Below are 13,234 nucleotides of genomic sequence, written 5' to 3'. Positions count from 1 at the left end.
CTACTAAATATAAATTTTTGCTCGTTACGAAAGTTGTCTGATTAAAGGAGTAACAAATTCTATACACTGCTTATGATTCGTTATAGGCAATGCATGCCCAGCATCTTTAAGCTCAAAGTATTGTGCTTTTTTCTGGCACTGGTTGTAAATCTGTCGACCCTTTTTGTTAGGAACAATATGATCATCTGCCCCATGTATAATACAAATTCTGTCGGCTTTATGCAGTGTTTCTGGTTTGCGTTCTGATATCTGCAGTGCATTTAAGTCCTCAATCAACAGCTCATGATTTATGTCAGGAATTTCATTTTCCGGTGGATCTTGAGGTGCGAAACAGTTTTCATAGAATTTCTGTAATGTTTCTTTGGGATGGACTTCTAAATCGTTAATCATCTCCTGCAAAACAAAGCGCGATCGCCGTTTATGCTGGGCCGTATACGGATGAAAGTGCATAAATCCGCCAATAACGACCAATAAATCGACTTCCTTAAAGAGCGCTTTATCTATCATATGAAGGCCAAGCGAATGCGCTACAAACACCACTGGATTATCTTTTTTATTAACCCCTACCTGATTGGGAGCATTAAAATAACCTCGATCAACGGCTTGAAATGTTCCGACCTTTGATAACGACTGGCGCCAACTGTTCCAAAAGTCCGCTCCAAATCCCCAACCGTGATACGCAATAATTTGGCAATTATTCATTGTTTAGCTGATCTAGCGTCGTTAAAAATTGATCAATTTGTTCTTTAGTATGAGCTGACGAAAGCGTAATTCGAATCCTTGCACTTCCCTTGGGCACAGTGGGCGGACGAATAGCTGTGGCTAGGAAACCAGCATCTTCAAGTGCAGTAGCTAACTCCAGCGTCTGTTCCTCCCCACCTACCATAATGGGTATGATTTGTGATTCTGTATTGCCTACTTGAAAACCGGCCCGCCTTATGCCCTTTTTCATCCTTTTAATATTTGTATAAAGCCTATTACGGCGCTCCGACAGATCAGGAATTAAATCCAGGCCGGCCTCAACAGCACCAATCACTGCCGGCGGCAGTGCCGTCGTATAAATAAATCCATCACAAAAATTGATAAGATAATCCCTCATCTTAGAAGAGCAAAGGAGAAAAGCGCCAAAGGCACCAAAAGCTTTGCCACAAGTACCCAGCACTAAATCAATACCCGAAACACCGTGCGTAAGGCCCAATCCATTAGTGCCCCAAACACCAACAGCATGAGCATCATCCACAAACAGCCAGGCATCATATTTCTTACATAGCTTAGCAATGGCTTCCAGATCACTGCGATCCCCATCCATGCTAAATAGCGATTCTGTTATGACGATAATACGATCATAATCTTTGTCTACTGCCCTACTCAGCTGACTTTCCAAGTCAGCAGTATCGTTATGGGCAAAACGTCGAAAACTGGCTCGGCTGGACAGGGATCCATTCAGAAGGCTATTGTGACTCAACTTATCGGCTAAAATTAACGAATGCCGGTTGGCCAGCGTACTAATGATGGTGCTATTCGCCTGAAAACCACTGTTAAAGACAAGTGCTGCCTCCCATCCAAAGGTATGAGCTATTTTCTGTTCCAGTTTATTGTGGATAGTATAGGTACCACTAATTAAACGGGAGGCTGTGGCCCCACTGCCATACTGTTCAGTAAAGTCCTGAGCACGATTTATTACTTTGGGATGCTTTGAAAGCCCTAAATAATCGTTGCCACTAAAATTGACCAGCTCTTCTCTGTCATCTAGCACCTCTGTTGTACCTTTGGGCTGGTAGCTGGTTAGTTCACGAAAACGATGTTGATCTTTGCGTTTTCTGAGTGCTTCGTCGATAAAATGATCTTTGGGAGTGGTACTCACGCTCTATTGCTCTTGCATTGAATCTTGATTCGGTGATTTCCAGGTTGAATCACTTTCAAAGGTGCGTAGCATAGCCCGGAATTGCCGAACAAAACGTCGCTTGTTGTATTTGGGAGCAAATTGTCCAAATTCGAGCATGAATAATCGCCCCGATTCGTCATCAAAGATCGTTAAATTCGCAAATGGTCCGCCCATAGCATCGTTGGTCATCCGCCAGGTACCGAGTGTTTCATAGGCAATATCATCATTTAATGTAAACGATTTTGTATTTACCTCACGCCGGTACTCGGTTGTAACATACGAGCTATCTCTGGAGCCTCGAATCCACTTTTTCATCAGTGAATCGCGCTTAGCATTAATCCAGTCATTGTCCACCTGATTAATATTGTCAACTTTCTTCCACCATGCCCAAAACCATCGGTCGTTGTTTGGCAATTTGCGACGTATCGTTAGAAAGTTATTTTCTTCGCCTTTGTGTGTGTACGTTGTGTCAAGATGTTTAACCCAGTCATGCTGGATACGAATCTTCCATCCGTGATTATCCCAGACACTGTCCTCAAGTGCAATCTTCTCCCCTTGGTCATAAATTTCTGCCTTCCAGCGCTGTAGTTCTTTTTGAACTAAATTTTCAGTCAATGTTTGCTGTGAATTATGAATCTGTTTTGCCAAAGCCGAATCACTGGTTGCCGACAACAACATCACCCACTGATCGCGATACCACTGATCTTTAATTGGAAATGCAAAAGATTCTCCACTGCGAACTTGTTGCTCTACATCTTCGCTCAAAAGTGCACGCATAAAATCAGCCGTATTCGTACTATCCGTAATAGGAGCTGCAATAATGAGATTGCGATAACGCTTAAGCTGCTCTAATTGGTCATTGGTATTAAAATCACGAAATGTAAGATCAAAACGAGGCGGTTTGCCAGGAATCGTCTGTGTCCATTCACCATACGTTTGACGCAAAGCCTCCGCTGTTTGGCTTTGAAACTGGCTGGAATCCATTACCACTATAACTTGCCCAAAGCTGCCAGTGGCCTTTTGGCGATAGTCTCCCTCACATCCTATCCACAGAGCTGAAAGAAGAACAATAAATACTTTAATCGATAATTTCATAAATTTGATAATCTCATTTTCAAATTACTCTTTACCATACTTTAACGACCGAACAAAAGCAAATACTTCGTCCTTCCATCCTTCTTCCAGATAATGTTCTCTAATCGTATCAATAACTGCACTCCCTACAATGAACCCATCCATATCAGCAGCAATGCGCTGGGCGTCTTCGTGGGATTTAATACCAAAACCCACCATTTGGGGATTTTTAGTCACATTTTCTTTTACACGACCTATAAATCGCTGTACAGATTGGGCTATCTCATCACCCTCTCGTGCACCGGTTACCCCCGTTACCGACACGCAATATACAAAGCCTTGCGACTGTTGATCAATCTTACGCATGCGTTCATCAGAAGTGTTGGGTGCTACCAGATAAATCATCGGCAAGTCATATTTTGCCACTTTATCAGTTAAGACCTTCGATTCTTCAACGGGAATATCCGGAATAATCAATCCATCTACTCCCGCTTCAGCAGCATCTTTACAAAATTCTTCAGTTCCATACCGCAATACGGGATTGATGTAACCCATTAAAATAATGGGGATATTCGACTCCTCCCGTACCTGTTCTACGATGTGCAGTATTTTTTTCATGGTTATACCTTGCTCTATAGCCACATTACTCGAATACTGAATGGTGGGACCATCGGCTAGCGGATCGCTGAATGGCATGCCCAGTTCTATCATTTCAGCACCGTTTTTCTCAAAGCCAAGTATAAGGTCCACCGTGGCCTCCAGATCGGGATAGCCCGCCGTAAGAAACAGGCTCATTATTTTTTCTGAACCTTCGTTACGTTCAAAAAGCTGCGTTATTCTATTATCTGTTTTAATCATTATGAGTCATTTGATAGAACACAGTTTACAGAGGTCAAGCAAATTTTCGCAATTAGAAAATTTCTAACTTTCTGCGGTAATCTATTTAGCCCAAATAAACTGCATTTAATTTCAATAATTATAAATTTTTTGAGATTGTGCCCATATCCTTATCTCCGCGGCCGGAACAATTCAGTACTACAATTTCATCTTTGGATGTCCTAGGCATTAGTTCATCGAGGTAGGATACGGCGTGAGCAGTCTCCAAAGCAGGAATAATTCCTTCTGTCTCGGAAAGCAGCTTCACCCCCTCCATGGCCTTTTCATCTGTGATACCTTTGTACGTTACGCGCCCACTGTCATGTAAATACGAATGCTCGGGCCCGATACCCGGATAATCGAGTCCGGCAGATATAGAGTGTGCTAACTGAATTTGGCCTTCAGAATTATGTAAGAGATAGCTCATAGATCCATGCAGCACACCGGGTTGACCGATAGTAAGTGTCGCAGCTGTTTGATCTGTATTGGCACCATGTCCGGCGGCTTCCAGTCCATACATCTCGACGGATTCATCATCAATAAAGGGATAGAATATCCCCATTGCATTAGATCCCCCGCCTACACAGGCCAATAGATAATCAGGGACTTCTGTATCCTCGGCTTTTTGCAGCTGTTGTCTCGTTTCGTCTCCAATTACCTGATGAAAATTGCGCACCATCTTGGGATACGGATGGGGGCCTACCACCGAACCGATAATGTAAAACGTATCTTCTACGTTGGTCACCCAGTCGCGAATAGCCTCGTTGGTCGCATCTTTCAGGGTCTCAGAACCACTGGTTACGGGCCGTACTTCGGTACCAAGCAACCGCATACGTTCTACATTTAGTTTCTGACGTTCCATATCTTCAGCGCCCATATAAACAATACAATCAACGCCAAACTTTGCGCAGGCCGTAGCAGTTGCCACACCATGCTGACCGGCACCCGTCTCAGCAATAATCCGATCTTTGCCCATACGCTGCGCCAGTAAAATCTGTCCAACAGCGTTATTAATTTTATGTGCACCGGTATGACATAAATCCTCGCGTTTAAGATAAATTCTGGCCTTACCATAGTGGTCAGTCAGTCGGTTAGCGTAAGTTAGCTTTGTCGGCCGGCCAACATATTCATCCAGCAATTGGTGGTATTCTTTACGAAAGGAATTATCATTCCAAGCCTCTTCATAGGCTTCTTCCAGCTCCTCGAGTACCGGAATAAGTATTTCGGGGACAAACTTGCCTCCAAAATTACCGTAATATCCTTCTTTTGTTGGTAGATTATATGTCATTTCAAAATTCTTGTATTTTAAGTTAGCTCCTGAAAGGAATTACTGAAACACGCTCAGAGCTTCGGTTCAGGATGATATAAGCTTTTCTACTCAATATTTATACTCAAAACTATAATTCGCCAATCTCTTGTTGATCCCAAATATCTCGCATTTCTTCCATGAATTTTTCCACCTTGTCAAAGTCTTTAACACCCGGCTTGGCTTCTAATCCACTGGAAACATCAACAGCATAAGGATGTACCTGCTTGCAGGCTGTCCTAATGTTATCGCGATTTAATCCACCGGCCAAAAAGTATGGTACGCCATCCGCTACGTCATCCAATATTGACCATTCAAACGACTGGCCGGTCCCGCCCCATTCGCCTTCGATCTTGGTATCAAACAAAAGGTATTCCACGTGGTCGAGATACGGCTCAATGCGACTCTTTAAATCTGATGTGGTATCATCTTCCTCTACGTGAATGGCCTTTATGATCGGTTTGTCCACCAGCGAACAGTAATCCGGATTTTCGTTGCCATGCAGCTGCACATAATCGATGCCAGTCTGCCGACCTATCATGTTCACATCATCCAGCGGCTGATTAACAAATACACCTACACAGTCTGGGCCGTGCAGCCAATTGATAATGGCGCCCGCCTTTGCCGGGGTAATATGGCGCGAGCTGTCTTCATAAAAGATAAACCCCATATAATGAGCCAACGCACCAGATACAAAGCGCGCATCTTCAAGTGATGTAATTCCACAAATTTTTACTTTTGTTCGTTCTTCAGGATCTGCAAACATCTATCTTTACGTTTCTTGAGTAATTAAATTCTTAAATTCTGATTTTAGCTCTGCCACTGCCTGCCCTGGGTTATCCTGTCGCATAAAGTATTCTCCAATCAGCGCAGCATCAATATCATTATCAAACAAAAACTGTAGATCTTCGGCATTACTGAGTCCACTTTCTGAAACCAACACCATATCTTCTGGTGCATTTTGCAGTAATTCTACGCCGCGGTGCAAGTCAACCCCAAAGGTACGAAGATCACGATTATTAACGCCAAGTATATCCATATGGTCAAAATTAATATATTCAGTATCGTCTTCCGAATAGCATTCTACCAGAGCTTGTAGCTCAAATTCCTTTGCAGCGTGCAATAATTCCTGCAGCTGATGACCATCCGTAATTGTGGCAATTAATAACACAGCATCAGCACCGTAAGCTTTGGCTTCTTTCACCTGGTATGGATCTACAATGAAATCTTTGCGCAGCAATGGTATATCGACTTCCTTAGATGCAATTTCTAAATATTCTAAACTACCTTTAAAGGCAGGAGCATCAGTAAGTACAGATATTGCAGCTGCTCCCCCGTCCTGATACTGTCGAGCGATCTGTTTTGGATAAAAATCCGGGCGGATGAGTCCTTTTGAAGGCGATGCTTTTTTAATTTCTGCAATAATGGCCACATCATTATCAAGCTGTAGTGCACCCTTAAAATTTTTCGAGGGTTTCTCAAATAAATCCATATTGCCCAAGTCGTTATAGGTGACTTTACGCTTTCGTTTTTTAAGATCAGCAACCGTTTGCTCTACAATCTCATCTAAAATATTAGCCATAAATTATTCACTTACCTCCATGATATCATTTGTTGCTTCACTCATCCGGTGCAACAATTGTAGTGCTGCTCCCGAATCAATACTCTCAATAGCCATTTTCTTAGCCTGCTCTAGTGAATCGGCTTTGCCAGATACATGAATACCAAACGTAGCATTTAGCAGTACAATGTTACGATGTGCCGGCTTGGCATTACCTTCTAGCACAGAACGGATAATATTTGCATTGAAGAATCGATCACCACCCTGGAGATCTTGCAGGCTTACCGGATCAAATCTGAGTGAAGCCGCATCAAATTCTCGTTCCGTTTTAAGCTCATTATCTTCAATTTCATATACAAAGGTGGGCGCACTGAGGCTAAACTCATCCAGACCATCACGAGCATGAACACTATATACGCGCTCCGAATCTAAATTAGATAAGATATCCGCAATTTGGCCTGCGGTACGTTTATCAAAAGCCCCAACGACCTGCCGGCGAACTCCTGCCGGATTAAGTAATGGCCCCATAGTGTTAAAAAATGAACGAATACCCAGCACCTGCCGTGCCGGCATCACGTGCTTCATAGCCGGATGGAAATTTGGAGCCATCATAAAGCAGGCATTAATTTCATCAAATACATGCTCAATTTGTTCTTTCTGCAGAGTGGCCACAATATCAAGTGCCTCTAAAACATCTGCACTGCCGCTTTGGCTTGACACACTGCGATTTCCGTGCTTCAAAACGGGTACTCCTGCCCCTGCCACCACAAACATAGCGGCCGTTGAAATATTAAACGTTCCCGAGTTATCACCTCCGGTACCACACAAGTCAACTGCTCCTTCAACCGGTACATCCGGAGAAATAGCTGCATCGCGCATCACCTGCACAAAAGATGTTAGTTCTTCTATTGTTTCTCCCTTTGAGCGCATACCCAGTAAAAAAGCAGTGGTTCGTTCTACACCAACTTCACCTTCAATAATACTCTGTAAGGCATTCTTAGCTTCGCTTTGCGTTAAGTCCTGTCGTTCTGCTAACTTTTCTAATATTTGTTTAAAATCCATCTCTGTTTTACGTCAATTTAGGTTCAGTTTTAATTTGCTGTAACCAGTTTGTTATCAGCTTTGGTCCGGCTTTAGTTAACAAGCTTTCCGGATGAAACTGGATTCCTTCTATAGGATGCTGATGATGCCGTATCCCCATAATCACTTCATCCTCGCTGCGTGCGGTAACCTCCAACTGATCTGGAATTTGGGCGGGATCCAACACCAGCGAATGATAACGTGTTGCCGTAAATTCTTGGGGAATATCGTTGAATATAGACTTATTGTCATGACTGATATTCGATGTTTTACCGTGCATTAATGTCGGGGCCTGCACAATTTTGCCGCCAAAAACTTCTCCAATAGCCTGATGTCCCAGACAAACACCAAGAATGGGGACGGTTCTTCCTAATTCTTTAACCACCGGCTTGGTTATGCCCGCCTCTTCCGGACGGCCGGGTCCGGGAGAAATAAGAATACCTTCCAAGTCAAGCTCTGCCACCTCATCCAGAGAAAGATCATCATTACGGATGACCCGGTAGTTATCAGTATGCTCAGCTACAATGTGAACGAGGTTATAAGTAAATGAATCGTAATTGTCTATGATTAAAATCATTGTTCTTACATTTTAATATTATCCTCTTCAATATTCTTCCAAGAGGATTTTAAAGCATATAGTTTTACTTAAAATCATAACTTTTTAGCAGTCCTGTAGCCTCACGTACTGGCTCCATGACCTTTTCTGCTCGTGCACGAGCTTTTTTTCCGCCTTCACTCAGAATATCTCGGACGGTGTCCAGATCTTGAGCCAACTCTTTGCGCTTGGCACGTGCTTCCGCAAAATAGTCTTCGATCATTGCCAGCAATTCCTTTTTGGCATGACCGTAGCCATAACCACCATCCCGATATTTTTGGGCAATCTCATTTTGTTTTTCCTCATCAGCAAATAACTTGATAAGTGCAAAAACATTGCAACTTTCAGGATCTTTAGGTTCATCCAATGGTGTAGAATCCGTTTGGATAGACATCACTTGTTTCTCAAGTGTTTTGCCCTCATCAAAAATTCCAATGGTATTATCGTATGATTTACTCATCTTTTGCCCGTCAATGCCGGGAACAACGGCTACAGATTCCAAAATATGTGGTTCAGGAAGCTTTAGCAGCTCTTCCCCATAATTATGATTAAACTTACCAGCCAGATCGCGACAGATTTCAATATTTTGCTTTTGATCTTTGCCCACAGGCACAAGGTCGGCATCATACATCAAGATATCTGCTGCTTGTAAAATAGGATAGGTAAACAAGCCAATGTTTGGCTTTAGCCCCTGCTGTATTTTATCCTTATAAGCAACGCCCTTTTCCATCAGGCTAACGGGACAAAAAGTACCTAAAATCCACGCCAGCTCGGCATGTTGGGGTACATCACTCTGTACAAAAAACGTAGCTTTGTCGGGATCTAAGCCCAAGGCTAAATAATCGAGGGCAACGTCAATAGTATTTTGCCTAATCTCTTCACCGTCATTTATAGACGTAAGAGAATGGTAATTAGCAATAAAGTAAAAGGCATCACCTTCTTCCTGCATCTGTATGTGCTGACGCAACGCACCGAAATAATTGCCAAGGTGCAATTTACCTGATGACTGAATACCTGATAAAATCGTGTTCATTGTTCGTCTATTTTTTCAATAATGTTATTGTGTTAACTATAGAGTCAACAGAGGTTTGATTATCTCGATGTCATTCTCTGCATTACTCTGTGGTTTAATTCCTATTCAATTTCCAACGCTACGCTGAGTGCTTCTACCAGTGCATCGGCCTTATTTTTTGTTTCAAGATATTCTTTCTTGGGATCACTGTCAGCCACAATACCAGCCCCGGCCTGTATATAGACTTTTGATCCGGTAACCATCATGGTACGGATGACAATGCAAGTATCCATATTACCGGAGAAATCAAAGTAGCCCACTGCCCCGGCATAGGGACCGCGCTTAGTTGGTTCCAGCTCGTCAATAATTTCCATAGCCCGAATTTTAGGTGCTCCACTAACTGTTCCTGCGGGGAAACAACGCATCAACGCATCTACCGAGGTCTGATCTTCAGCCAGCTCGCCTTTTATATCTGAAACAATATGCATCACATGGGAGTAACGCTCAATTACCTGCTCACGGACAGGACGTACAGTGGACGGCTTGCAAACCCGAGATAAATCATTTCTTCCTAAATCCACCAGCATAACGTGCTCTGCAATTTCTTTGGGATCGTTTTTGAGATCTTGTTCCAACTCTAAATCTTCTTCAGGCGTCTGTCCGCGCGGACGTGTACCTGCGATGGGTAACAGCTGGGCTGTATCATCCTGTACGCGTACCAACACCTCAGGTGATGATCCCACCAGTGCAAAATCTTCAAAGTCCAGAAAAAATAAGTACGGTGATGGGTTCACCATCCGCAACGCGCGATACAACATAAAACGATCCCCATTAAAGTCTGTTTCAAACCGCTGCGAAAGTACTACCTGAAAGATATCCCCTTCATAAATATACTGCTGGGCCTGCTGTACCATCTCTTCAAATTCGTGCTGCTCCACATTACTGGTCAATGCATCGGGGTTTATGGAAAATGAATCCGATGCATGCTCCGGCTGATAGACCAATTCCTCTAGCTCATCGAGTCGATCCTGTGCCTTGGTATATAAATTCTCAACATCCGTAGTTTCATCATCTACAAACACCGTATTTATAATGATGACCTGCTGCTTTACATGGTCAAAGGCAAATACTTCATCATAAAACGCCCAGATAGCTTCGGGGATATCAGTATCATCTTCTGGGACATTTCCGAGCTCTTCGATCTCCCGAACGGTATCGTAGGATGAAAACCCTACCGCCCCACCCGACAGCCGAGGCAATTCGGGAATATCAGGTTCGCGATGCTGGGTCGTTAATGTTCTCAACGCTTCAAAGTAAGATTGGTCAAGCTGCTGGGTGCTATTATTTTTTTTCAACTCTACATTTTGGCCATCATATTGCAGTATCTGGTACGGATTTCGGCCTAAAAAAGAATACCGAGCTACCTGTTCTCCCCCTTCCACAGATTCCAGCAAAAAGGGATATTTACTGTCTTTTCGCAAAGATAAAAACAGTGAAACCGGAGTCAGTACATCGGCCATTAATCGGCGATATACCGGAATAGCAGTATAATTGTCTGCTAGTTGTTTAAATTTTTCTAGTTCCATAATTTTTTTCTGCCGCTAGGACACGGGGTCTTAAGAAAATTATTTTTAACTACTTTAGTTGTAATGCCAACCTTTTAAAAACAAAAAAGCCCACTCCAGCTTGACTGCAGTGGGCTTGCTAAGATCGATGTATAAATCTAACTCATAAGAATGCCACTGCTCCAATTTATCGGAGCCACCACCAACTGACATTTTTATGAGTAGATTTTTCCATAACGACCTGAAGATAATGGGCGGGCACTCGAAAATCAACACGTTTATTTGCTATAAATAAAACCTATATTAGAACAGATACAATTATAAGTTTTTCCCAGAAAATAGATCGTATTCAGATTTCAGTTAGGAGCATGCGTATCAAAAAAATAAGTTTTTGTATTTTATTGCTTGGAATAAGCTGTTGTAGTTTTGCCCAGAGTAACGGTCTAGAGCTGCTCACTATTGGTCCCGGTACCAAAGCATTGGCACTCAATGAAACAGTAACAGCTAGCTTACTGGGAGGATCTGACATTTATGCCAATCCCGCTAATTTAGCATTGGAACCCAGTTCTAACCTTAATGCCGACTACAGCTCTTGGATTGCAGGTCTGTCAATTGCTCATGCGGCTGTCAATTTTAAAAAAGGGCCACGGGCACTGGCCTTTGGATTTCTTGGAGCTCAAACTGATAATATTGCACTTCGGGGTAACCAAGCCGGTCCGGCAAATGGTACCTTCTCGATAAGCTTTTTATCACTCAGTGGCGCATATGCTCATCAGGTTGGTCCGATAACATTGGGAGCTACGCTTCAGTATTTGTGGGAGGAATATTATATCTACAGTGCATCGGGATATTCAGCTAGCTTTGGTGCTGCCACAAAATTGTGGAATGATCGTATCCATTTGGGAACAAGCTTTCTTAATCTTGGACAAATGAATGAGCTTCGGTCAGAAGCAAGTACATTGCCTACTCGTTTTAAAGCAGGGATAAATATTGAGGTTATTACTTTTACAGCTCCACAAAATAATTTTCCAATTACGATGCAACTGCTAAACGACTGGGTGATACCAACTAATCAGATACAAAATACTACACAGTCAACCACGCGGGCCACTCCCTACACTACCATGGCCGTTCAACTTGAAGTTGCAGAGACTATTACCTTGCAATCCGGCTATAATGCCGGTGATACCGTTCGCCGCTGGAGTGCCGGGGCAGAATTTACTATTGGATCCGTACGTGCCAACTACAGTCTTTCCCCCTTTGAAACAGGATTTGGCACTGCACATTCATTAGGGATAAACTATCAATTTTGACCTTTCGCCTCTGTCCTTTTTCAATCTGAAGTGATACAACAGATTAATATTTTGCCTATTCTTCAAGGAAAGACTTAAAATGGGATATTAAATTGTCTTGGTCTTGAAACAGAATGGCAGGAATTGTTTTAAATAAAAACAATCACGCTAGTGAGATTCTTCCAGAAAATCATCATCAAAAATTTCTTTCCAGAAAAAATAAGCACCCAGGATAATCGCTTTTAGAATAAAGGCTGAAAACACAATCATCAAACCTACCTCCTGGAAGATAACGATGAGTATCCCATAAAAAATAAACAGCGTAAACTTACCTTTATGCTTTTTAATGGCTTCTTTTTCAAAGCTGGGAATTTTATCAAATGGAATGGTACTAACCATCAGAAATGATAACAAAATAATAAGCGGCACCAATACGGTATTCAGTCCGTATTCAAATATTTCAAACATTTCTAGCCGGTCGTAAAAGGTCAGATAAAAAGATGCAATCATAATAGCCTGTCCCGGTGTTGGTAAACCTTTAAAAAAATCGTCGCGGCTTTCCTGTACATCTACATTATAGCGAGCAAGGCGTACAGCACCACAAATGGGAGTAAGCGCACTTAAAATAATGCCGGCAAACAGCATTTCATCAAGCCCAAACTTATAGAGCAAAAATCCGGGGGCTACACCAAAAGAGACTACATCACTGATGGAGTCCAATTCAATACCAAACTGACTGGTAGCATTAGAGAGGCGGGCCATAAAACCATCAAGAGCGTCAAACAAACCGGCAAAAACAATAAGCCAGGCTCCAAAAAATAATCGGCCTTCGGCAACACTGATAATTGCCAGAAATCCACAAAACAAATTCATCAGTGTAAAAAAACTGGGAATAACCGTACGGGGAATTTGCTTGTCAGACTTATCGCCCTTCTTTTTTTTACGCTTGCGCCTAAACCGCTTCCACTTTTGTATGGGATATTTCATG

13 protein-coding genes are annotated in these 13,234 nt (G+C 42.6%); 1 reads left to right on the top strand and 12 read right to left on the bottom strand.

Annotated elements, in window-relative coordinates; all coding sequences use genetic code 11:
• Positions 1-24: 24 nt before the first annotated feature.
• From LX73_RS02010 to trpE, 11 genes are all read right to left on the bottom strand, one after another.
• Positions 25-702 carry an alpha/beta fold hydrolase gene (locus tag LX73_RS02010; protein WP_148897794.1) on the bottom strand — a complete coding sequence of 226 codons (678 nt, stop codon included), beginning with the start codon at positions 700-702 and terminating at the stop codon, positions 25-27.
• Positions 695-1,864 carry an 8-amino-7-oxononanoate synthase gene (gene bioF, locus LX73_RS02005; RefSeq protein WP_211359340.1) on the bottom strand — a complete coding sequence of 390 codons (1,170 nt, stop codon included), beginning with the start codon at positions 1,862-1,864 and terminating at the stop codon, positions 695-697. Before bioF ends, LX73_RS02010 begins: the two co-directional genes overlap by 8 nt.
• A 3-nt stretch (positions 1,865-1,867) precedes the next feature.
• The gene (locus LX73_RS02000) at positions 1,868-2,980 is read right to left on the bottom strand and encodes a DUF4837 family protein (RefSeq protein ID WP_148897793.1); all 1,113 of its coding nucleotides are present in this window, start codon (positions 2,978-2,980) and stop codon (positions 1,868-1,870) included.
• Positions 2,981-3,004: 24 nt separating this feature from the next.
• Positions 3,005-3,817 (bottom strand): tryptophan synthase subunit alpha, encoded by an 813-nt coding sequence (trpA, locus tag LX73_RS01995; RefSeq protein WP_148897792.1) that lies wholly within the window; start codon positions 3,815-3,817, stop codon positions 3,005-3,007.
• Positions 3,818-3,935: 118 nt separating this feature from the next.
• Entirely contained in the window at positions 3,936-5,123 is a 1,188-nt protein-coding gene (trpB, locus tag LX73_RS01990; RefSeq protein ID WP_148897791.1) for a tryptophan synthase subunit beta, read from the bottom strand.
• A 109-nt stretch (positions 5,124-5,232) separates the two neighbouring features.
• The gene (locus LX73_RS01985) at positions 5,233-5,907 is read right to left on the bottom strand and encodes a phosphoribosylanthranilate isomerase (protein WP_148897790.1); all 675 of its coding nucleotides are present in this window, start codon (positions 5,905-5,907) and stop codon (positions 5,233-5,235) included.
• A 6-nt stretch (positions 5,908-5,913) separates the two neighbouring features.
• Positions 5,914-6,723 carry an indole-3-glycerol phosphate synthase TrpC gene (trpC, locus tag LX73_RS01980; RefSeq protein WP_148897789.1) on the bottom strand — a complete coding sequence of 270 codons (810 nt, stop codon included), beginning with the start codon at positions 6,721-6,723 and terminating at the stop codon, positions 5,914-5,916.
• A gap of 3 nt (positions 6,724-6,726) precedes the next feature.
• Positions 6,727-7,764 (bottom strand): anthranilate phosphoribosyltransferase, encoded by a 1,038-nt coding sequence (trpD, locus tag LX73_RS01975; protein WP_148897788.1) that lies wholly within the window; start codon positions 7,762-7,764, stop codon positions 6,727-6,729.
• Between the two features lie 7 nt (positions 7,765-7,771).
• Positions 7,772-8,359 carry an anthranilate synthase component II gene (locus LX73_RS01970; protein WP_148897787.1) on the bottom strand — a complete coding sequence of 196 codons (588 nt, stop codon included), beginning with the start codon at positions 8,357-8,359 and terminating at the stop codon, positions 7,772-7,774.
• A gap of 64 nt (positions 8,360-8,423) precedes the next feature.
• Complete coding sequence (trpS, locus tag LX73_RS01965) at positions 8,424-9,410, bottom strand: tryptophan--tRNA ligase (protein ID WP_148897786.1); 987 nt, start codon at positions 9,408-9,410, stop codon at positions 8,424-8,426.
• 101 nt (positions 9,411-9,511) lie between these two features.
• On the bottom strand, positions 9,512-10,975 hold the full coding sequence (trpE, locus tag LX73_RS01960; protein WP_148897785.1) for an anthranilate synthase component I: 1,464 nt from the start codon (positions 10,973-10,975) through the stop codon (positions 9,512-9,514).
• A gap of 347 nt (positions 10,976-11,322) precedes the next feature.
• Here trpE and LX73_RS01955 point away from each other — a divergent pair, with 347 nt between their 5' ends.
• Entirely contained in the window at positions 11,323-12,267 is a 945-nt protein-coding gene (locus LX73_RS01955; protein ID WP_148897784.1) for a PorV/PorQ family protein, read from the top strand.
• 147 nt (positions 12,268-12,414) lie between these two features.
• Here the strand turns inward: LX73_RS01955 and pssA are convergent, their stop codons facing one another.
• Complete coding sequence (pssA, locus tag LX73_RS01950) at positions 12,415-13,233, bottom strand: CDP-diacylglycerol--serine O-phosphatidyltransferase (RefSeq protein ID WP_148897783.1); 819 nt, start codon at positions 13,231-13,233, stop codon at positions 12,415-12,417.
• Position 13,234 lies beyond the last annotated feature (1 nt).

It is taken from the genome of Fodinibius salinus, assembly GCF_008124865.1.
GTDB lineage: Bacteria > Bacteroidota > Rhodothermia > Balneolales > Balneolaceae > Fodinibius > Fodinibius salinus.
This window is presented reverse-complemented; position numbering and strand designations above follow the sequence as displayed.

Bases quoted from the DNA above. Each gene is read 5' to 3' on its own strand.
- LX73_RS01985 (WP_148897790.1), bottom strand. From the start codon at position 5,907: ATGTTTGCAGATCCTGAAGAACGAACAAAAGTAAAAATTTGTGGAATT.
- LX73_RS01955 (WP_148897784.1), top strand. From the start codon at position 11,323: ATGCGTATCAAAAAAATAAGTTTTTGTATTTTATTGCTTGGAATAAGC.
- trpE (WP_148897785.1), bottom strand. From the start codon at position 10,975: ATGGAACTAGAAAAATTTAAACAACTAGCAGACAATTATACTGCTATT.
- trpD (WP_148897788.1), bottom strand. From the start codon at position 7,764: ATGGATTTTAAACAAATATTAGAAAAGTTAGCAGAACGACAGGACTTA.
- trpB (WP_148897791.1), bottom strand. From the start codon at position 5,123: ATGACATATAATCTACCAACAAAAGAAGGATATTACGGTAATTTTGGA.
- LX73_RS02000 (WP_148897793.1), bottom strand. From the start codon at position 2,980: ATGAAATTATCGATTAAAGTATTTATTGTTCTTCTTTCAGCTCTGTGG.
- LX73_RS02010 (WP_148897794.1), bottom strand. From the start codon at position 702: ATGAATAATTGCCAAATTATTGCGTATCACGGTTGGGGATTTGGAGCG.
- LX73_RS01970 (WP_148897787.1), bottom strand. From the start codon at position 8,359: ATGATTTTAATCATAGACAATTACGATTCATTTACTTATAACCTCGTT.
- trpS (WP_148897786.1), bottom strand. From the start codon at position 9,410: ATGAACACGATTTTATCAGGTATTCAGTCATCAGGTAAATTGCACCTT.
- trpA (WP_148897792.1), bottom strand. From the start codon at position 3,817: ATGATTAAAACAGATAATAGAATAACGCAGCTTTTTGAACGTAACGAA.
- pssA (WP_148897783.1), bottom strand. From the start codon at position 13,233: ATGAAATATCCCATACAAAAGTGGAAGCGGTTTAGGCGCAAGCGTAAA.
- trpC (WP_148897789.1), bottom strand. From the start codon at position 6,723: ATGGCTAATATTTTAGATGAGATTGTAGAGCAAACGGTTGCTGATCTT.